The following is an 18,170-nucleotide window of genomic DNA, read 5'->3' as shown; positions in this document are numbered from 1 at the left end:
CTCAGAGAGTCGCGTTGGCGACCAGCTCGACCCTGCGCGCGATCTCGATCGCCTGCAGGAACGCCTCGTCGTGACTGACCACGAGCAGCGCGCCGTCATAGGCCCTCAAGCCTGCCTCGACGGCTTCGATGGACTCGATGTCGAGGTGATTGGTCGGCTCGTCCAGGATGAGCAGGGACGGCGGCGTCGACCCGCCTAGAACGCAGGCGAGGCCCGCACGAAACAGCTGTCCGCCACTCAGGCTCCCCACGATCTGCGAGGCGGCATCGGCGCGAAACGCGAACCGGGCCAGGGCAGCATGGCACTCGTTCGCGCTCGCTTTCGGATTGAGACGCCCGAAATTGTCCAGGATGGAGATCGCGGGATCGAGCAGGCTGACCTTCTGGTCGAACAGCGCGAAGTCCGGCCTGACCCGCACGGTGCCCGCAAACGGGCGCAACTCGCCTGTGACGAGCTTGAGCAACGTTGTCTTGCCGGAACCATTCGGCCCGACGACCCCGACGCGCTCCGGGCCGACGAGCGTGAGTGAGAGATCGCGCAGGACCGGCTGCTCCGGCTGATAGCCGGCGTTGACGCGATCGAGCCATACCACCTCCCTGCCCGCCGGCAGGCCGGTCGGGGGCAGCTTGACCGACAGCGGCTGGCGAATCTCGACGCGCCGGCGAGCCGTGTCGACGGCCTCGATCGCCTCCGAGCGCCGCCGCTCGGCGATCTGCGCGGTCTTTCCGCCGCTGTCCTCGCTGCGGTCCTTGCGTGCACCGGCGAGAATGCGCGGCATGTCGCCCTTGGCGCGCTTCTTCCTGCCGCCGCTGTCCTTGCGCGCCTTGCGTTCCGCTGCCTCCTGCGCCTTGCCGTCGATCTCGGCGAGATGCTTCTCGGCATGCGCAAGGTCGTGCCTGACGGCAGCGAGCTCGATGGCCTTCTGCTCACGGTAACTGCTCCAATTGCCGCCGTACCGTCTTGCCCCGAGCGATGTCATCTCGACGATGGCATCCATGGTCTCGAGCAGGTCGCGGTCGTGACTGACGACGATCGCCCCGCCCCGCCAGCCTGCGAGCAGGTCGACCACTGACTTACGTCCATCCCGATCGAGATTGTTGGTGGGCTCATCGAGCAGCAGGAAGTCCGGCTCGGCGAAGACCAGCGCGGCCAGACGGATCCGCGTGATCTGCCCGCCCGACAAACGATCCAGCTCCGTGTCGGTATCAGGATCGAACCCGACACGCGCGAGCGCGGACGCAAGCCGCGCTTCAAGCGTCCAGTCGACGTCGGTGACTTCGTCGGCGAATGCATCGCCCCGCTCGGCACGGCGAAGCAGCTCCAGCGCTGCGCGCGCGCCGAACAGATCGATCACCGCGGCGCCCGCAGGAAGCTGGACGTCCTGGCGGAGCATTCCCACGGTTCCGCTCAGGAGAACGCGTCCCGCTTGGGGAATGTGCTCTCCGGTGATCGCAGCAAGCAGCGTTGTCTTGCCGACGCCGTTGCGGCCGACGAGACCAGCCCGTTCGGCACCAAATGTCAGCTTGAGGTCGGAAAGGAGAGGACGGCCGTCAGGCGTGGACAGCGAGAGGTTCGACAGAATGATCGATGCAGGCATGGAATTCCCCGTGAGCAAGGCGGATGGGCGTTGCGGTCGGGGTGAAATCCATGGATGCGAAACTCCTGATTGATGTCTCGCTGATAATACCGCCGGGCGCCGAGATCAAGGCGCATTCCGTGCGACGCGTCCGGGCCAATCAGCGAAGCATCACGAAGCTGTTGATGGACGCTGCATGGGGCATGCGGTAAGGGGCAAAAAACAACGTGTCTCAACCAAGAGGCCATCTCTTGAGCGGCAAGCCGAATAGCCCCCTCGCCCAACTGCTTCAGCAAGCCTTTCTGGCGCTACGTGCAAAGCAGTTCGACATTGCAAGGCAGCTTGCGACCGAAGCCCTGAAATCAAATCGCACCGACCGGAATGCCGTGCTGATCCTCGCCCATGCCCTGCTCGGCCAGGAGCGTGCGGAGGAGGCGATTGCGCCGCTGGAGAAAGCCGCGAAGCGCAATAGCGATCCCGAAATCGAGACGCTGCTCGGCCATGTGCTGTGTGCCGCGCGGCGCAGAAGCGATGGACTGGCGCAACTGCGGCGAACCACAGCGCGCCGTCCGCCCTATCTGCCCGCGTTCCAGGAGCTGGCGGGCCAGCTTGCGAACGCCGGCGAGGTTGGCGAGGCGGTCGGGATGATCGAGCAAGCCCTCGCGCTCGCCCCGGCCAGCGTCGATCTGCAACTCGACCTTGGCCGCATGCATGTCCGGAATAACAATCGCGCCAAAGCGCGTACCGTGCTGACCGCGGCGCGCGCGATCGGGCCGGGACGCACCGATATCCTGACCGAACTTGCCTGGGCCGAGCTTCTCGACGGCGCCTATGCGGAGGCCGCCGACACCTACCGTCACGCGCTCGGGCTTCGCCCGGACGACGCTCTCTCCCGCGCCAATCTCGCGATCTGCCTGATGGAGATGGGCGAACGCGATGGCGGCGAGGCGGCGCTGCGGTCCGTGTATGGCGGACGGCCGCAGATGCTCAGCCGCGCCGCCCTCACACTCGCCGCCTCGTCGCACGGCCGCTTCTTCTTCCGCCCGAGCGCCGCGGCGAAATTCCTGGGAGCCAGGCCCGAGCGGGCTACGCCCTGAATTTCCGCCGGTACAGACCCGGCTCGCGCTTCAGCGCGGCGCGCAGGGCGTGGACCTTCTGCGCTTCATCCTCGGTGAAGGCCGAGGTCTGCCGCGTCCAATCCTCACGCTTGACCGGAATGCATTGCGCGATCGGTGTGCCCTTGGGCAGCACGCCGCGAAAGCCCGTATTGTGCCAATGCGCCGGAAAGTGGATCCAGCTGTCGCGATAGCGATCGCAATCGACGAGGCCGCTCAGCGTGACGAACGGCAGGTCGAAGCGATTGACCGGATGGGTGAAGAACAGCGAATAGCCTTCCGGCGCCTCGATGGTCCAGAGATTGTGAAACTTGATGACGAAGCGATCGGCCTCGAACAGCGGCGAGCCGGTGAGCTGGCCCTGATCGTGAAAGCTGATCGGCGAGCGCGGAAAATCGATCTCACCGCCGGGCGGGATGTCGTTGTCCCAGCTGATCTCGCCATCCTCGACCCTGATATCGCAGATTAGCGGGATCAGGAAGCCGCATGTCATCGCGTCGATGAACGGCGGGCAGCGCTTGACCGTCTCGTCATCCTGCTGATTGAGGGCACTGAAGGCCGTGGTCGGCATCGCCTTGAGCCAGTCGGGAACGCCGAGATTCGCCGGCACCGGCTGCGGCAGCAGGCCTTCGAGTTCTCCGGGGCAGCGAAATTTGATCGCGAGCTTGTTGTTATTATTCTGCGAGGACATTGGGCATTCCAGCCGAGTCCCCTACTGATAAACGGAAACTGCGGCGCGTCAAAGCGCCGCAGCTAATCCAGACCATTACATCTTCGTCATGTTCGGATCGACGGCTCTCTTCACGGGTCCGTGAGAAGAGCGCAATCAGCCCTTGAGCGCAGTGACCACCACCTCGATCAATGCACCGCCGCCGAGATCGGCGACGCCGACTGTGGCGCGCGTCGGCAGGTTGTCGCCGAAGAACTCGGTCCAGGCCGCGTCCATCTCCTTCTTCTTGGAGAGATCCGTGACGAAGATCGAGGTGCTGACGACGCGCGACTTGTCGGTGCCGGCTTCCTTCAGATAGCCGGCGATCTTGCCGAGGATGTTGCGGGTCTGCTCGCCCATCGAGACCGAGGTGTCGTCGGCGATGGTGCCGCCGATGAATACGAAGCCGTTGGCCTCGACGGCGCGGTGCATGATGGGCGTGCGGATGCTGCGGGTGATGCTCATGATGTCCTCTTCTTAGAGCGTGGAAGGATGGAAACGATCGATGCCGAGATCGCCGATTCGGGTCTGGGTGCCGCCATTGACGATCAGCTCGGCCATCACGGCGCCGGCGCCGGGGCCGAGCTGGAAACCGTGCAGCGAGAAGCCGAACTGGTGATAGAGGCCCTTGTGTCGCGAGCTCGGGCCGAACACGGGGATGTCGTCCTTCATCTTCGCCTCGATGCCGGCCCAGGCGCGGACGATCGTCGCGCTGCGCATCACCGGGAACAGCTCGAACACGGTGCGCGCGCTGGTTGCGAGGCTCTTCCAGTCCAGCACCGTCTCGTTGCGATCCTGATAGGGCGTCGCCAGATGACCGCCGCCGATCAGCACGGTGCCGTTGGTGAATTGCTTGAAGGAGAGCTTGCGTCCGCGCAGGATCACGACGGGGTCGATGAAGTGCGGCACGCGCGAGGTGATCATCAGCATCGGCGCCACGGTCTCGACCGGAACGGGCTCGCCGAGCGCAGCGGCGATGTTCCCGGCCCAGGCGCCGGCGGCATTGACGAGCACCGGCGCGGCATAAGTCTCGGTGCCGACATCGACGTGCCAGAGGCCGTCGCTCTGACGGATGTTGCTGGCCGCCACGCCCTCGCGCACGGTCGCGCCGAGCTGCTCGGCCTTGCGCCGGAACGCCGTCGTTGTCTGCGCCGGATTGGCGGCACCATCGCGGCGCGACACCACGCCGCCCGGACATGTCTCAGCCACGGCCGGCACCAGCCGTCGCAATTCAGTCGCGTCGATCAGCTCTTCATGGGTGAAGCCGAGCGCGTTCAGCTCAGCGACGCGCGCGCGGCAGACCGCGAGCTCCTCCTCGTTCTCCGCAACGAGAACCTGACCGTAACTCTCAAAGCTGCAATCGTCGTCAAGGAGATCTTTGATCTTCTCCCAGATTCCCATCGAGCGGATCGAGAGCGGGATTTCGGGCACGTGCCGCGCGAGCTGGCGGACACCGCCGGCATTGACGCCGGATGCATGGCGGCCGGCGTAGTCTTTCTCGATCAGCACCGGCTTCATGCCGGCGAGACACAGATGCAGCGCGGTCGAGCATCCGTGGATGCCGCCGCCGACGACGATCGCATCCACGTTTTGGGTCATCCGCGCACCACCGCCTTGACGTCGGCCTCGCTCTTCGGAACGGCGGCGAGCTCGGCGAGCGTGATCGGCTTGACCGGCGCGCGCAGCCGGTAATAGCCGATCTCCTGAGCCGTCTTGCCCCGCGCCTGCGCCATCAGCTCGGTGACGGTGAGGCCGCAGAGCCGGCCCTGGCACGGCCCCATGCCGGTGCGGCGATAGGCCTTGAGCTGGTTCGGCCCGGTCGCGCCGATGGCAACGGCATCGAGAATGTCCTTCGCGGTGACTTCCTCGCAGCGGCAGACGATGGTGTCGCCCGTGGGAATGCGGAACTGCGGCGCGGGGCGGAACAGCGTGTCAAGGAAGACGCGGCCGCGCTCGGCCTTGGCGAGATCGGCGCGGAGCGTTGCCATCGGCGCAAGCTTTGTCGCAACCGCAGGCGCCAATGCCTCCACCGCCGCGCGCGCCGCGATGCGGCCACGGACCACAGCCGCATTGGCACCACCGATACCGGCGCCGTCACCAGCGATCGCGATGCCAGCGACCGATGAATTGCCGCTCGCGTCTAACACCGGCGACCAGCACAATTGCAGATCATCCCAGCGATGCTCGATTCCGGCCGACATCGCCAGATTGACGTTGGGCACGACGCCCTGATGCAGCAGCAACAGGTCCGCCGGAATCGTCTCGCGCTTGCCGCCGGCGACATAGCTCACATTCGCGAGCTGGCCATCACCGGATGCCGAGAGCTCGGTCACACCTGAGACGACCTGCACCTTGGTTTTTACCTCGCGCATCATCGACAGCCCCTTGGTGAAATAGGGCGAGGTCAGGAAGGCGAAGGCATGTGGCAGCGCGGCGAAGTAGTTGCCGCGCTCGGTGGTGTCGAGGATGCGATCGATGCGGCCGCCCAGCCGCAAGATCTGCGCGGCGAGCAGCCAGAGCAGAGGCCCCTGCCCCGCGATCACCGTGCGTCCGTCAGGCACCAGGGCCGACGATTTCAGCATCGTCTGCGCCGCGCCCGCGGTCATCACGCCCGGCAAGGTCCAGCCGGGAATCGGAAACGGCCGCTCCAGCGCGCCGGTCGCGAGGATCACGCGCTGCGCCTTGAGGAAAGCGGACGCACCGCCGATCGATACGGCGATCTCGAGGTTGCGGTCGAGACTCCAGACGGTGGCGCGATGGATAATCTCGGCGCGGCTCGCGCGGAGCGACTGAACGAGATCGGCACCGACCCAATAGTCGGCGCCAAGCTGGTTGCGGTCGGTCACGGGCGTAGACGAGATGGCGCGAAACACCTGGCCGCCGGGGCCGATGTTCTCGTCGAGCAGCAGCGTCGACAGGCCCGCTTCGGCGGACGTCGCAGCGGCCGCGAGGCCGGCGGGCCCGGCGCCGATCACCACGACGTCATAGGCTTCGCGCTTGGGAGCCACAGTCATTTTCCGATCTCCCGCTTGCCCTTCTGAATCTCGATCTGCATGCCTTCGGCGACGGGCACGAGGCAGCCCTGGCGGTTGCCGACACCGTCGATGGTGACGAGGCAGTCGAAGCACACGCCCATCATGCAATAGGGCAGACGCGGCGCGCTGCTCACTGCGGTGGAACGGCGCGCATCACAGCCGGAGGCCAGCAGCGCGGCGGAGACGGTGTCGCCCTGGCGCGCCGCGATGGCTGCGCCATCCACGAAGATCTGGACCTGCGGTCGCTTGTCCTGTTCGGATCGTCTAAACATGGGATGCCTCTTGGCTCCTTTAGATATCTCTAATAGCCGCTGTTGTTCGCAGCACCGGCGGCGCCGAAACGGCTGGCCGAGAACGCGCCGACCAGCTCCGGCTCGAGTGCGCCAGCTGCGACCATGCGCGCGATCTCGAAAGCGTGGTTGGAGGCGAGCGTCACGCCGGAATGGCAACAGGCGACGAAGGCGCCGGGATGCGTCTCCGACTGGTCGTAGATCGGAAAGCCGTCCTGCGGCATGACGCGGATGCCGGCCCAGCTCCTGACCACGTTGAGCCGCGCCAGATGCGGAAACATCCTTTGCGCGCGATCGGCCATCACGGCGCTGACGGAATGCTTCAGGGTGCGATCGTCGAGCTCGTCCTCCTTGCTGTCGCCGATCATCACCGTGCCCTCGTCGGTCTGGCGGATCGTGGTCAGCGGGTGCGGCAGGAACGGCATGGTGCGCTCGGTCACCACGATCTGGCCGCGGGTCGGGCCCATCGGCGCGTGGAGGCCGACCATCGGTGCCAGCGTCTGGTTGGCATTGCCGGCCGCGAGCACGATCTTGGCGGCGCGCAGTTCGCCCTTGGGCGTGGTCAGGCGGAATTCGCCACCGCTCTTGCTGATCGCCGAGACCGGGCGCTCCGGAAAATAGTCGATGCCGAATGCCTTGAAGCCGGTGTGGAAGGCACGGAAGGTCCGCAGCGAATTGACGTGGCCGTCGAGCGGACAATAGCTGCCGCCGGACACTTCCGGCCCGATCAGCGGCAACGACTTCTTCACCTCGGAGGCGGAGAGCATCTCCATCTTGTAATCGGCAGCACCGGTCTGGTTGTACATGCGCTTCACCAGCTCGGTGCGCTGGCCGAATTCGTCGTCGCCGAGCGTCAGATGGAAGCCACCGTTCTGTTGAAGCGAGACATCCAGGCCGGTCTGTTGCTTGAGTTCGGAAGCAAGCCGGCCCCACGCTTGCGACGCCTGCACGGTCCAGACCGTGTAGGCCGGCATGCCGAGCCCCTTGCTCTGCACCCAGACCAGCGCAAAATTCGCGCGCGAGGCGCGCTTGGTGATGTCGCCTTCGTCGAGCACGGCCACGCTCTTGCCGAGCCGGCCGAGGCCCCAGGCAATGGCGGAGCCGAGCAGTCCGCCGCCGACCACAGCGACGTCGTAGTCTCCTGACATAAATTTCTCCTATCGTCCCGTATCGCCCTTGCCGGCGAGCACACGGTCGAGTCCGTAGAAGCGGTCGAGCAGAATGAGGGCTGTCATGGTGATCGCGATCACGCAGGCCGAGACCGACGTCACCAGCGGATCGATGTTGTCCTGGATATAAAGGAACATGCGCACCGGCAACGTCTCGGTGCCGGGTGCCGCGAGGAAGACGGTCATGGTGAGATCGTCGAAGGACTGGATGAAGGCGAGCGCCCAGCCGCTGATGACGCCAGGCAGGATCAGCGGCAGCGTCACGCGGCGAAACAGCGTCCAGCCGTTGGCGCCCAGCGAGACTGCCGCCATCTCGACCGAGAGGTCCATGCCGGTCGCCGCCGCCAGGGTCAGCCGCAACGCGAACGGAAACACGATGATGACATGCGCGATGATCAGCGCGGCAAAGCTGCCGCCGAGGCCAGCCGAGGTGAAGAAGCGCAGGAAGGCGATGCCGAGCACGACATGCGGGATCATCAGCGGCGACAGGAACAGCGCCGCGAGCGCATCGCGGCCGCGGAAGCGATAACGCGCGATCGCCAGCGCCGCCGGCACCGCGAACAGCAGCGCCACGAAGGACGAGAGCGCACCGAGCCCCAGGCTCACCCAGAAGGCATGGATGAACTCGGGATAGTTGGCGATCGCCCTGAACCAGCGCAGCGAAAAGCCGTTGGTCGGCAGCGACAGGAAGCCTTCGGGCGTGAAAGCAACGAGGCATACCACCAGGATCGGGGCGACCATGACGATGACGAAGATGGTGTGGAAGATCAGCGCGAGCGGGCCGTTCCGGCTCATCGGAACACCTCCGCGTAGCGGCGCTCGATCAGCGCGTTGCTGCCGACGACGATCAGCACCAGCGCGACCAGCAGAAGGGTTGCGACCGCTGCACCGAGCGGCCAGTTCAGCGTGTTGAGGAATTCGTCATAGGCCAGCGTCGCCGCGACCTTGAGCCGGCGGCCGCCGATGATCGCGGGCGTCGCGAAGGCACTGGCGGAGAGCGAAAACACGATGATCGCGCCCGACAGCACGCCCGGCATGATCTGCGGCATGATGATGCGGCGGATGATGGTCACGGGCCCCGCACCGAGCGACATCGCGGCGTTCTCGATCTGCGGGTTGAGCCGCTGGAGCGCGGCCCACACCGACAGCACCATGAACGGCATCATCACATGGGCGAGCGCAACCACCATCCCTGTCTCGGTGAACATGAAGGGAATGGGCGAGCGGATCACTCCGAGCGACATCAGGAGCTTGTTGACGAGGCCGTTGTTGCCGCCGAACAGCAGCGCCCAGCCGAGCGTCCGCGCCACCACGGAAATCAAGAGCGGCCCGAGGATGATCAGCAGGAAAAAGCTCTTCCAGCGGCCGCTCATGCGGTTGAGGATGTAGGCTTCGGGTGCGCCGAGCAAGGCGGTGAGCAGCGTTGTCAGGATCGCGATGCGAAACGTCCGCCAGAACATTTCGGCGTAATAGGGATCGGTCGCGATCTCGTGCCAGTTCTTCAGGATGAAAACCGGCTCGATGCCCTTGTACTGACCCCAGTCGTGAAACGACAGCATCACCGTCATCGCCAGCGGAATCAGCAGCACGCCGACGAACAGCATCAAGGCGGGCGCCGTCAGCGCCCATGGCGCACGCGCGTTGCGCTCGTCAGCGGCCGTGCTCATGCGCCGGCCCTCGCGCGCACGCTCATGTCCTCGGGCCGCCAGACGAGGCGAACCGCCTCGCCCTCAGCCGGCGGCGCCGTCCCGTCATTCTGGCGGATCACGATCGCCGGCCCGCATTCGCTGTCGCACTGGAACAGCCAGTGATTGCCCTGGAAGATACGCGTGACGATCTTTGCGCCGAGCCCCGTATCGCCAAAGCCGATCCGTTCAGGGCGAATGCTGACAGTGACGGGGCCACTGAGCCCGGCCGGCGCCGGCGCGTTCCAGGAGCCAGCCACCAGCCGCACCGCCGTCGCGGTCCGATCAATCGTCGCCGCAAAATCGTTGGTCTTGCCGAGGAATTGCGAGACGAAGGCCGAGGCTGGCTTCTCATAGGTCTCCTGCGGCGAGCCGATCTGCTCGATGCGGCCCTGGCTCATCACCACGATGCGGTCGGACAGCGACATCGCCTCGTTCTGGTCGTGGGTGACCAGGATCGTCGTGGTGCCGATGGTGCGCTGGATCTGGCGCAGCTCGATCTGCATCTCCTCGCGCAGTTTGGCGTCGAGATTCGACAGCGGCTCGTCGAGCAAGAGCACGCTCGGCTTGATCACCAGCGCGCGCGCCAGGGCCACGCGCTGCTGCTGACCGCCGGACATGCGGCGCGGATGGCGGTCCTCGTAGCCGGCAAGCCCGACCATCGCGAGCGCGGCGCGGACGCGCTCGGCTCTTTCGGCGCGCGGCACGTTGCGCATCTCGAGGCCGAACGCGACGTTCTCCGCCGCCGTCATGTGCGGAAACAGCGCGTAGCTCTGGAACACGATGCCGAGCCCGCGCTTCGCGGGATGGATCGCGGTCAGGTCCTTGCCCTCCAAGCGGATCGCGCCGCGTGTGGGATCGAGGAAGCCCGCGATCATCTGCAGGGTCGTGGTTTTGCCGCAGCCGGACGGGCCGAGGAAGGAGATGAACTCCCCCTTCCCCACCGACAGACTGAAGTCATCGACCACAGTCTGCGCGCCGAACTGTTTTGCGACCCGATCGAGCTCGAGATAGGCCATGCGCTGTCTCCGCAACGATCAGATCAACGCTCGACCTCGCGATTCCAGCGCTTGGTCCACTCCTCGCGCTTCTCGTTGATCACAGTCCAGTCCGGATTATAGAGCTTTGCCGCGCGCTCGCCGATCGGCGCCATCTTGCCGAGCTCCGGCGGTACCACCAGTGATTTCAGCACCGGGCCGTAGCCGTAGTCCTTCAGCATCACGAGCTGGATTTTTGGGTCGAGCAGCATCTTGACGAAGTTGGAGGCGAGCGGCGAGGCATTCGGCTTGGTGATCGGACACGCCGTCGTCAGCAGCGTCGCCGCGCCTTCCTTCGGATAGACGAAGTCCACGGGGAAGCCGGTGTTGGCGAAGCTCTGCACGCGGCCCGTGCCCCACACCGCGATCACGGCCTGGCCGGACTGGAACAGCTCGGTCATCTTGCCCGGCGACGGCTCATAGGCGAGCACGTTCGGATTGATCTGCTCCTTGAAGATCTTGAAGCCGGAATCGACGTTGGTCTCGCCGCCGCCGTTCATCTTCGACAGCATCACCAGCGCTTCGAGGCCGTAGGTGTTGTTGATCGGCGGGATCACGAGCTGTTTGGCGTATTTCGTGTCCTTGAGATCGTTCCAGGAGGTCGGCGGCGCCCAGCCTTTCTCGGCGAACACCTTGGTGTTGTACATCAGGCCGGTCGCGACGATGCCGATCGCAACAGCGCGATCGTCCTTGAAGCGGGCGGTGTCATAGAGATCGGCGGCCGGCAAGCCTTCGAGCTTGCCGCAGAAGCCGAGCTGGATCGCCTGGTACATCGGGCCGTCATCGACGATGGCGACGTCGATCTGCTGGTTGCCCTTCTGCGCCTGGAGCTTGGCCAGCGTGTCGGTGGAGTTGCCGGCGACGTACTCGACCTTGACGCCGTTCTCCTTCTCGAAGGCCGGGATCACCTCATCGCGGATGGTCTTCTCGAACGAGCCGCCGTAACCGGCGACGTAGAGCGTTTTCTGCTGGGCCGAGGCGGCCGACGAGACGGCGATGAGCGCTGCGATGCTGACCGCGGTCAGAAGGCTGAGAGTCTTCATATGGACCGATCTCCAATACCGAGATGAGGTGACGTGCCGAAAAATCTCTGACTGAGGCGCCTTCCGCATTTCCTTCCGCGCAAACCCCTCCGGACAGGGCTCCGGCCCCTGTTCGCTAGGTTTTGGCGCGATCTGGAGGTTTGAACCCCTCCAATCTGCCGAAAAAGCGGGCTGTCTCCAGTCCTGATGAAAAAGATCGCAAACCCTGGCTTCCATCGTCCAATGAATAATGGCACCCTCTGCATGCCTAAATATTATGGATGGAAATTGGGATGGCGCGGATCAATTCGCGGCAGGTGGAGGCCTTCCGCGCGACGATGCTGACCGGCAGCGTGACTGAGGCGGCAGCGCTGATGACCGTGACGCAGCCGGCGGTCAGCCGGCTGCTGCGCGACCTCCAGGCGCTCCTCAAGATGGAGCTGTTCGAACGGCGCGGTACCGGGCTGGTGCCGACCGCCGCGGCGATGGCGCTCTATACCGAAGTGGAGCGCTCCTTCGTCGGGCTCGAGCGCATCACGGCGGCCGCCGAGGAAATCCGTGGCCGCCGCACCGGCTCGCTGCGCATCGCCGCGCTGCCGGCGCTGTCGAACGGCTATCTGCCGCGGCTCGCCGGACATTTCCTGAGAGAACGGCCCAACCTCAACCTCGCCTTCTTCGGCGTGATCTCGCCGATCGTGGTCGATTGGGTGCTCAACAATCAATGCGACATCGGCTTTGCTGAGGTGCCGATCGCCCATTCCGGCCTGCCGAGCCAGCGGCTGCCGGCGTTGGCGCGCGTCGCGGTGCTGCCGACCGGTCATCACCTCGCGGAGAAAGAGGTGCTGGAGCCACGCGATTTCGAGGGCGAGACGTTCATCTCGCTGTCGGCGGGGTCGTCGAGCCGGCACCTCGTCGACCAGGTCTTCCATCGCCACGACGTCCGCCGCGTGCTCAGGGTCGAGACCACGCTGTCGGAGATCATGTGCGGCATGGTGTCATCAGGGCTTGGCGTCGCGATCTGCGATCCCTTCACCGCGCAGGAATTTTCCACCCGCGGCGTCGTCGTGCGCCGCTTCCTGCCGCGCATCGACTTCGAATTCTCTGCCGTTTTTCCGGCGCAGCGCAGCCCCTCGCCGGTGGCGCTCGATCTGGTCGAGACCATGCGCAAGGCGCTGGTGGAATTCGAGGACGACGCAGCGCTCAGCCGCTGAACGCGGCCTGCGCCTCCGGCAGGTCCCAGATCTTGCCGATCGCAGCGGTACCCGCTGCCGTGATCGCCGCTTCGTCAGCGCCGAGATAGCATCCCTCATCGACCAGCATGCGGCCGTCGACCATGACCTGATCGATATTGGCGCGGTTGGCGAGCGCGATCAGCGCGCGGCGCGGATCGAACAGCGGCTGAAGATGCGGATGGGTGAAATCGACGACGGTGAGATCGGCGGTCGCGCCGGGCTCGATCCGGCCGAGATCGGGCCGCTTGATGACGTCGGCAGCCACGGCCGTGTTGGCCTCGATCAGTTCCGGCGAATTGGCGACATCGGCGCGGGCTGCGGTGACCTTGGAGATCAGCGACGCCGCATTGAGTTCGCCCAGCAGATCCATGTTGTAGCCGTCGGTGCCGACCACGGTGCGCACGCCGTGCTCGGCAAAACGGCTGAACGCCGCGGTGACGCCGGCGCGGGCGAACACGCGCGGGCAGTTCAGCACGGTCATGCCGCGGGCGGCCATCAGCCTGAGATCGTCGTCGGTGCTGAACATGCAGTGCGCGGCCATGAGGTCGGGCGCGAGCAGGCCTAGCCAGTCCAGATATTGCGCCGGCGTGCGGCCACCATAGCGCTTGCCGATGGTCTCGACCTCGGCGCGGCTCTGCGCCATGTGCGTCGTGATGGGCACGCCAAGCTCGCGCGCCCGTGCGGCGCAGGCCTTCAGCAGATCGGGACCGCAGGTGTCCGTGGCGTGCGGGCTCATCGCAAGACTGATGCGGCCGTCGCCGCGATTGTTCCAGCGCTGATAGAGCGCGTCCCACGTTGCCATGTCGGCGGTGCCGTCGTCGCCGGAATAGCGCACCACGCCGTCAGGACCCGCCTTGGCATCTGACGTCGAGAACAGATAGGGCGCGCCGTAGAAGCGGATGCCCATCTCCTCGGCTGCATCGAACATTTCGGGGATCGAATTCCGGAACGGCTCCATCACGGTGGTGGCGCCGCCCTTGAGGAGCTGGAGGATGCCGAGCCGCGCGACCGCAAGGCGCTCTTCCGCCGACAGGATATCGGCACCGCGCTTGGTCAGCGGCAAGAGCACCGTATAGACGATGCTCTGGTTGTTCTTGCGGCCGTTGCCATCCTCGGTGTGGCTGCGCGCCACCGCTTCGGAGAAGCAGTGATTGTGCAGGTTCAAGAGACCGGGCAGCACGAAGCGGCCGGGGCGGTCGTAAGTTTGATCCGCACTCGGCTTGCTGCGCGTGATTGCCGCGATCTTCTTGCCTTCGACCAGGACCCAATGGTCGTGCAGCACATCCTGCGCGCCGTCTTTCCGTGACAGCACATAGCTGCCGAAAATTGCTGTGGTGCTCATGCGGGGCGTACGTTCCAGAAGACGGCGGTGCCGTCGAGAATGCCGGTGATGGCTTTGCGATAGGCGGTCGGCTGCTTGTACAGGCCGATCGGAATATAGGGGATTTCCTCGAACGCGACCGCCTGGATCTCGCGGCAGATGCGCTGCTGCTCGGCGAGTTCGGAGGCCGCCAGCCACTGGCCGCGCAACGGCCCCATCTTCTCGCTCGCGTACCAGCCGGCGACCTTGCCCTCGCCGCGGATGTTGGTGTTGCCGGCCGGATTGAGCCAGTCGATGCCCTGCCAATTGCCGACCGCCGCACTCCAGCCGCCCTGCCCGATCGGGTCTTTCTTCAACTGGCGCTGCAGGACGACGGCGAAATCGAGCCCGGCATATTCGACGTTCATGCCAGCCTTACGCAAGCTGTCGACCGCGATCTCGCCGAGCGGTTTTTGCGCCAGCGAGTTGGTGGGGACCAGCACCACGATCTTCTCGCCGTTGTAGCCCGCGGCCTTCAGCTCGGCCTTGACCTTGGCGTAGTCGCGCGGCCCACGGAACACGTCGAGGCCGACGTCGCTCGCCATCGGGGTATCAGGCGCGAAATAGCCGATCGGCGAGACCTGGAAGGCCGGATCGGTACCGGCCACTGCCGTCATGAACGCGGATTGATCGATCGCACCCAGCAGCGCGCGGCGCACGGCAGGATTGTCGAAGGGCGGCTGCAGATGATTGAGGCGCAGCATGCAGGCGTAGCCTCTGGGGTCAAGGATGCGCGTCTCGATATCGCCGGCGGCCTTGATGATCGGCAGCAGATCGTGCGGCGTGGTCTCCTGCCAGTCCTGCTCGCCGGTCTGGAGCGCGGCGACGCCGGTGCCGGCATCGGGCGTTGTGGTCCAGACCACGCGATCGTAGTGCACGATCTTCGGTCCCGCGGTCCAGTCCGGCTTGCCGTCGGTGCGCGGCTGGTAGCGCTCGAATTTGGCATAGGCGTTGCGCGCGCCCTGCACGCGCTCGTCGGCGAGATAGCGGAACGGGCCGCTGCCGATGACTTCGGTCAGCGGCTTGAACGGGTCCTGGCTCGCCAGCCGCTCCGGCATCATGAAGCAGGGATTGATCGCGGCCTTGCCGAGCGCCTGCGGCAGCAGCGGGAACGGACGCTTGAGACGGAAACGGATGGCGCGGTCGTCGGCAGCCGAGAGCTCGGCGGTCGCCTCCAGCAGCTCGCCGCCAAAGCCGTCGCGCGCCGCCCAGCGGCGGATGCTGGCGACGCAGTCGCGGGCCAGCACACGTTCGCCATCGTGCCAGAACAGGCCGTCACGCAAGCTGAGGTCCCATTGCAGCAAGTCAGCGGAGATGGCGTGGCCCGACAACATCTGCGGCGAGACCTGGAGCGAGGAGCTCATGCCGTAGAGCGTGTCGTAGACCATGAAGCCGTGGTTTCGCGACACCTGCGCGGTCGAATAGATGGGGTCGACGAAGGCGAGGTCGATGACGGGAATGAAGCGCAAGGTGCTCTGCGCTTCGGCGCGGACGATGCCCGGCAGCGACAGCGCCGGCATTGCGGCGGCGGCCTTGAGGAGCGAGCGGCGGGAGATCGGCATGACAAAAGGCTCCTGAAGGATCTTACGTGTTCAACAACACCGCGCCGATCGCAGCGGCGACCGCCTGCTGCGCCGGTTCGATCACGGGCACGCCGATCGCATCCGCGATCGCCGCGCGGTGCGAGGCCATGCCGGCGCACCCCATCACCACGACATCGGCGCGGCATTGGGTGACCAACGCGCGGCCGGCCTCGATCAATCGGCCGCGGATGTCGGCACTCGCCGTCTCCGCGGCACTCGCGCCGACCGACCAGCTTCCGGCGTAACGGCTATCGACGCCCATCACCCGCGCCATGCGCTGCTGGCGGCGAATGCTCGATGGCGACAGCGCGATGATGCCGAAGCGTTCGCCCAGCATCAGCGCGCGAAAGATGCCGCATTCGGCGATGCCCAGCACCGGGCGTCCGCCCGCTGCCTCGCGCACCGCATGCAGGCCGGGATCGCTGAAGCAGGCAAGCACGAAGGCATCCGCATTGTCGCGCGTGACGCGATTGACCAGCGGCATGACCACGCTGTCGGCATCGCGCTGCGAGCTGATGCCCGGCGGTCCCTCGGCGAGGCCAACCACCTCGATGTCAGGTCCGCCGGCAATGCGCAGCGGCGCGACCGCCTCGTCGATCGCCGCCGTCACCGACGCCGAGGAGTTGGGGTTGATGACGAGGATGCGGCGACGGGTCATGGTACTGCTCAGCGGTTACCGGCTTCGTGGCGCAGGAAGTTGTCCGCGATCTTCTCGCCGGTCGTGATCCAGACGTCGGGGCACGACTTTGCGTAGGTCAGGAACTCGCGCAGCAGGCGCAGCCGCATCGGACGGCCGCTGCACTGGGGATGCAGCACGGTCGTCACCATCGCGCCCCAGTCCCTGGTTTCGTCGAGCTCGTCCTTCCAGATCGAGAGTACGTGCTCCTTGGGGAAGATCGAGCGCGGGCTGAAGCGGGCCGACAGGCCGTGCATCCAGTCGTCATAGCTCGCAGTGACCGGCAGCTCGATCGTGCCGGGCTTGCCGTCGGCGAGACGATGGCGGTAAGGCCGCACGTCGTCGCGGAAGGAGGACGTGTAGACGATGCCGTGACGTACGAGTGCTGCGCGCAGCTCCTCGGTGAACTCGCCATAGGGCGCGCGATAGCCGGTCGGCCTGACCCCGAGCCGGCGCTTGAGCGCCTCGAAGCCGCGCTCCAGCTCCTCCTCGATCCAGGGATCGCCGGGATCCGGCAGCAGATGATGATAGCCATGATGGCCGATCTCGTGGCCGGCCTTGAGGATCGACTCCGCCATCGCCGGATGCGCGTCGACAGACCATCCCGTGACGAAGAAGGTCGCCTTGAGATCGAGCTGGTCGAGCAGCTCCAGCAGTTTTGGCGTGCCGACGCGCGCCTCGTAACCGCCATAGCTCATGGTGATGAGCCGCTGCGCGTGCACCGCGTCCTTGCTGGTCCACGCGCTCTCCGCGTCGACGTCGAAGGACAGGAACATCGCCGAAGTGTACGGCTTCGGCCAGGGATATTCCGGCGCGGGATCGGCGGTGTTGGCCGGAACGAGCGGGATGCTCTTGAGTGCCTTACTGTCCAGCATTGATGGTCGCCTTCTCTAATCCGTTGTCGTTCAGTTTCCACTTGGCAAGCAGGGTCTTGTAGGTGCCGTCGGCGATCAACCCATCGACCGCTTCGAGAATGGCCTGCTGAAGTGCCTTTTCCTTGACCGGCAGGGCAATGCCGGTGAATTGCTGCGCGATGGGCTCGCCCACGGACGCATAGGCGCCGGGCTCGAGGTCCATGATGTAGGGCAGCGTCTCGTTGCCCTGGGCGGCGGCATCGATGCGGCCCTGCCTGAGCTGGGTCCGCGCGTCGGCCGAGCCGTCGGTGCCGATGAACTGGATCGGATTGCTGCCGCAATTCTTCTCGCTCCACGCCGCGATCTGCGCCGGGAACATGGTCCGGCGGCTGGCGCCGACCTTCTTGCCGCAGAGCGATGCCGCGTCCTTGAACTCCGCCTTGCGCGACTGCTGCACGAAGAACTGCGGGCCGCTCCTGAGATAATCGACGAAGGACGCGATGTCGTGACGGCTCGCGTAGTCCGTGAAGCCGGACAGGATCGCGTCCACCCGCCCGGTCGAGATCGACGGCATGAACTCGGCAAAGCTCGTCTCCTGCCATTCGATCTTGACGCCGAGCTTGCGGCCGATGGCTTCGCCGAGATCGATGTCGAAGCCGGACAGCGCGTTGGTGGCGGGATCGCGGAACTCCATCGGCGGATAGTTCGGCACCAGCGCCACCTTGAGGCTGCCGCGCTTGGCGATCTCCGCCGGCAGCTCGATGGACAAGGCCGAAACGGTCATGGCGCCGAACAGCGCCGCCGCAACCCAAAGTCTCTTCATCAAC

Annotated in this window: 19 protein-coding genes; 3 read left to right on the top strand and 16 right to left on the bottom strand. The window is 65.7% G+C overall.

The window, feature by feature from the left end:
• Position 1: 1 nt before the first annotated feature.
• A complete protein-coding gene (locus IVB46_RS15775; protein WP_247302339.1) occupies positions 2–1,597 on the bottom strand; it encodes an ABC-F family ATP-binding cassette domain-containing protein in 1,596 nt (531 codons plus the stop codon).
• A 23-nt stretch (positions 1,598–1,620) separates the two neighbouring features.
• Here IVB46_RS15775 and IVB46_RS15770 point away from each other — a divergent pair, with 23 nt between their 5' ends.
• Both IVB46_RS15770 and IVB46_RS15765 read left to right on the top strand, forming a co-directional pair.
• Positions 1,621–1,788 carry a hypothetical protein gene (locus IVB46_RS15770; RefSeq protein ID WP_247302336.1) on the top strand — a complete coding sequence of 56 codons (168 nt, stop codon included), beginning with the start codon at positions 1,621–1,623 and terminating at the stop codon, positions 1,786–1,788.
• Between the two features lie 39 nt (positions 1,789–1,827).
• On the top strand, positions 1,828–2,673 hold the full coding sequence (locus IVB46_RS15765) for a tetratricopeptide repeat protein (RefSeq protein WP_084794962.1): 846 nt from the start codon (positions 1,828–1,830) through the stop codon (positions 2,671–2,673).
• Here the strand turns inward: IVB46_RS15765 and IVB46_RS15760 are convergent.
• The 10 genes from IVB46_RS15760 to IVB46_RS15715 all read right to left on the bottom strand — a co-directional run bounded on the left by IVB46_RS15760 (position 2,663) and on the right by IVB46_RS15715 (position 11,659).
• Complete coding sequence (locus IVB46_RS15760; RefSeq protein WP_247302334.1) at positions 2,663–3,382, bottom strand: hypothetical protein; 720 nt, start codon at positions 3,380–3,382, stop codon at positions 2,663–2,665. The genes IVB46_RS15765 and IVB46_RS15760 overlap by 11 nt on opposite strands.
• 135 nt (positions 3,383–3,517) lie before the next feature.
• Entirely contained in the window at positions 3,518–3,865 is a 348-nt protein-coding gene (locus IVB46_RS15755; protein WP_247302332.1) for a RidA family protein, read from the bottom strand.
• A 12-nt stretch (positions 3,866–3,877) separates the two neighbouring features.
• Complete coding sequence (locus IVB46_RS15750; protein WP_247302330.1) at positions 3,878–4,999, bottom strand: FAD-dependent oxidoreductase; 1,122 nt, start codon at positions 4,997–4,999, stop codon at positions 3,878–3,880.
• On the bottom strand, positions 4,996–6,414 hold the full coding sequence (locus tag IVB46_RS15745; RefSeq protein WP_247302328.1) for a (2Fe-2S)-binding protein: 1,419 nt from the start codon (positions 6,412–6,414) through the stop codon (positions 4,996–4,998). The genes IVB46_RS15750 and IVB46_RS15745 overlap by 4 nt, the downstream gene beginning before the upstream one ends.
• Complete coding sequence (locus IVB46_RS15740) at positions 6,411–6,707, bottom strand: (2Fe-2S)-binding protein (RefSeq protein WP_247302326.1); 297 nt, start codon at positions 6,705–6,707, stop codon at positions 6,411–6,413. Before IVB46_RS15740 ends, IVB46_RS15745 begins: the two co-directional genes overlap by 4 nt.
• Positions 6,708–6,736: 29 nt before the next feature.
• On the bottom strand, positions 6,737–7,873 hold the full coding sequence (locus IVB46_RS15735; RefSeq protein ID WP_247302324.1) for an FAD-dependent oxidoreductase: 1,137 nt from the start codon (positions 7,871–7,873) through the stop codon (positions 6,737–6,739).
• Between the two features lie 9 nt (positions 7,874–7,882).
• Positions 7,883–8,689 (bottom strand): ABC transporter permease, encoded by an 807-nt coding sequence (locus tag IVB46_RS15730; protein ID WP_071909709.1) that lies wholly within the window; start codon positions 8,687–8,689, stop codon positions 7,883–7,885.
• Positions 8,686–9,561 (bottom strand): ABC transporter permease, encoded by an 876-nt coding sequence (locus IVB46_RS15725; protein WP_063981056.1) that lies wholly within the window; start codon positions 9,559–9,561, stop codon positions 8,686–8,688. Before IVB46_RS15725 ends, IVB46_RS15730 begins: the two co-directional genes overlap by 4 nt.
• Complete coding sequence (locus IVB46_RS15720; RefSeq protein WP_247302321.1) at positions 9,558–10,598, bottom strand: ABC transporter ATP-binding protein; 1,041 nt, start codon at positions 10,596–10,598, stop codon at positions 9,558–9,560. Before IVB46_RS15720 ends, IVB46_RS15725 begins: the two co-directional genes overlap by 4 nt.
• Before the next feature lie 23 nt (positions 10,599–10,621).
• Positions 10,622–11,659, bottom strand: coding sequence for an ABC transporter substrate-binding protein (locus IVB46_RS15715; RefSeq protein ID WP_247302319.1), 1,038 nt, complete (start codon positions 11,657–11,659; stop codon positions 10,622–10,624).
• Positions 11,660–11,931: 272 nt separating this feature from the next.
• On the opposite strand from IVB46_RS15715, the gene IVB46_RS15710 reads away from it, so the two are divergent.
• Positions 11,932–12,849 carry a LysR substrate-binding domain-containing protein gene (locus IVB46_RS15710; RefSeq protein WP_247302318.1) on the top strand — a complete coding sequence of 306 codons (918 nt, stop codon included), beginning with the start codon at positions 11,932–11,934 and terminating at the stop codon, positions 12,847–12,849.
• On the opposite strand, the gene IVB46_RS15705 is transcribed toward IVB46_RS15710, so the two are convergent.
• Genes IVB46_RS15705 through IVB46_RS15685 form a run of 5 tightly spaced genes read right to left on the bottom strand, consistent with a single transcriptional unit; the run spans position 12,839 to position 18,166 of the window.
• Complete coding sequence (locus tag IVB46_RS15705) at positions 12,839–14,212, bottom strand: amidohydrolase family protein (protein WP_247302317.1); 1,374 nt, start codon at positions 14,210–14,212, stop codon at positions 12,839–12,841. The two genes, IVB46_RS15710 and IVB46_RS15705, sit on opposite strands and share 11 nt — an antisense overlap.
• A complete protein-coding gene (locus IVB46_RS15700) occupies positions 14,209–15,792 on the bottom strand; it encodes an ABC transporter substrate-binding protein (RefSeq protein ID WP_247302316.1) in 1,584 nt (527 codons plus the stop codon). Before IVB46_RS15700 ends, IVB46_RS15705 begins: the two co-directional genes overlap by 4 nt.
• A 22-nt stretch (positions 15,793–15,814) precedes the next feature.
• Positions 15,815–16,471, bottom strand: coding sequence for an aspartate/glutamate racemase family protein (locus tag IVB46_RS15695; protein WP_247302315.1), 657 nt, complete (start codon positions 16,469–16,471; stop codon positions 15,815–15,817).
• A gap of 8 nt (positions 16,472–16,479) precedes the next feature.
• Positions 16,480–17,364, bottom strand: coding sequence for a polysaccharide deacetylase (locus IVB46_RS15690; RefSeq protein ID WP_038932298.1), 885 nt, complete (start codon positions 17,362–17,364; stop codon positions 16,480–16,482).
• Entirely contained in the window at positions 17,351–18,166 is an 816-nt protein-coding gene (locus IVB46_RS15685) for an ABC transporter substrate-binding protein (RefSeq protein ID WP_085401802.1), read from the bottom strand. Before IVB46_RS15685 ends, IVB46_RS15690 begins: the two co-directional genes overlap by 14 nt.
• Positions 18,167–18,170 lie beyond the last annotated feature (4 nt).

Origin of the sequence: Bradyrhizobium sp. 61 (assembly GCF_023073075.1) — a bacterium.
GTDB classification, from domain to species: domain Bacteria; phylum Pseudomonadota; class Alphaproteobacteria; order Rhizobiales; family Xanthobacteraceae; genus Bradyrhizobium; species Bradyrhizobium barranii.
Note: the sequence above shows the minus strand (reverse complement) of the source record. Positions and strands in the feature narration are given on the sequence as shown.

Excerpts from the sequence above, each read along its gene's own strand:
- IVB46_RS15775 (WP_247302339.1), bottom strand. The coding sequence starts at position 1,597 with ATGCCTGCATCGATCATTCTGTCGAACCTCTCGCTGTCCACGCCTGAC.
- IVB46_RS15770 (WP_247302336.1), top strand. The coding sequence starts at position 1,621 with ATGGGCGTTGCGGTCGGGGTGAAATCCATGGATGCGAAACTCCTGATT.
- IVB46_RS15760 (WP_247302334.1), bottom strand. The coding sequence starts at position 3,382 with ATGTCCTCGCAGAATAATAACAACAAGCTCGCGATCAAATTTCGCTGC.
- IVB46_RS15755 (WP_247302332.1), bottom strand. The coding sequence starts at position 3,865 with ATGAGCATCACCCGCAGCATCCGCACGCCCATCATGCACCGCGCCGTC.
- IVB46_RS15750 (WP_247302330.1), bottom strand. The coding sequence starts at position 4,999 with ATGACCCAAAACGTGGATGCGATCGTCGTCGGCGGCGGCATCCACGGA.
- IVB46_RS15745 (WP_247302328.1), bottom strand. The coding sequence starts at position 6,414 with ATGACTGTGGCTCCCAAGCGCGAAGCCTATGACGTCGTGGTGATCGGC.
- IVB46_RS15740 (WP_247302326.1), bottom strand. The coding sequence starts at position 6,707 with ATGTTTAGACGATCCGAACAGGACAAGCGACCGCAGGTCCAGATCTTC.
- IVB46_RS15735 (WP_247302324.1), bottom strand. The coding sequence starts at position 7,873 with ATGTCAGGAGACTACGACGTCGCTGTGGTCGGCGGCGGACTGCTCGGC.
- IVB46_RS15730 (WP_071909709.1), bottom strand. The coding sequence starts at position 8,689 with ATGAGCCGGAACGGCCCGCTCGCGCTGATCTTCCACACCATCTTCGTC.
- IVB46_RS15725 (WP_063981056.1), bottom strand. The coding sequence starts at position 9,561 with ATGAGCACGGCCGCTGACGAGCGCAACGCGCGTGCGCCATGGGCGCTG.
- IVB46_RS15720 (WP_247302321.1), bottom strand. The coding sequence starts at position 10,598 with ATGGCCTATCTCGAGCTCGATCGGGTCGCAAAACAGTTCGGCGCGCAG.
- IVB46_RS15715 (WP_247302319.1), bottom strand. The coding sequence starts at position 11,659 with ATGAAGACTCTCAGCCTTCTGACCGCGGTCAGCATCGCAGCGCTCATC.
- IVB46_RS15710 (WP_247302318.1), top strand. The coding sequence starts at position 11,932 with ATGGCGCGGATCAATTCGCGGCAGGTGGAGGCCTTCCGCGCGACGATG.
- IVB46_RS15705 (WP_247302317.1), bottom strand. The coding sequence starts at position 14,212 with ATGAGCACCACAGCAATTTTCGGCAGCTATGTGCTGTCACGGAAAGAC.
- IVB46_RS15700 (WP_247302316.1), bottom strand. The coding sequence starts at position 15,792 with ATGCCGATCTCCCGCCGCTCGCTCCTCAAGGCCGCCGCCGCAATGCCG.
- IVB46_RS15695 (WP_247302315.1), bottom strand. The coding sequence starts at position 16,471 with ATGACCCGTCGCCGCATCCTCGTCATCAACCCCAACTCCTCGGCGTCG.
- IVB46_RS15690 (WP_038932298.1), bottom strand. The coding sequence starts at position 17,364 with ATGCTGGACAGTAAGGCACTCAAGAGCATCCCGCTCGTTCCGGCCAAC.
- IVB46_RS15685 (WP_085401802.1), bottom strand. The coding sequence starts at position 18,166 with ATGAAGAGACTTTGGGTTGCGGCGGCGCTGTTCGGCGCCATGACCGTT.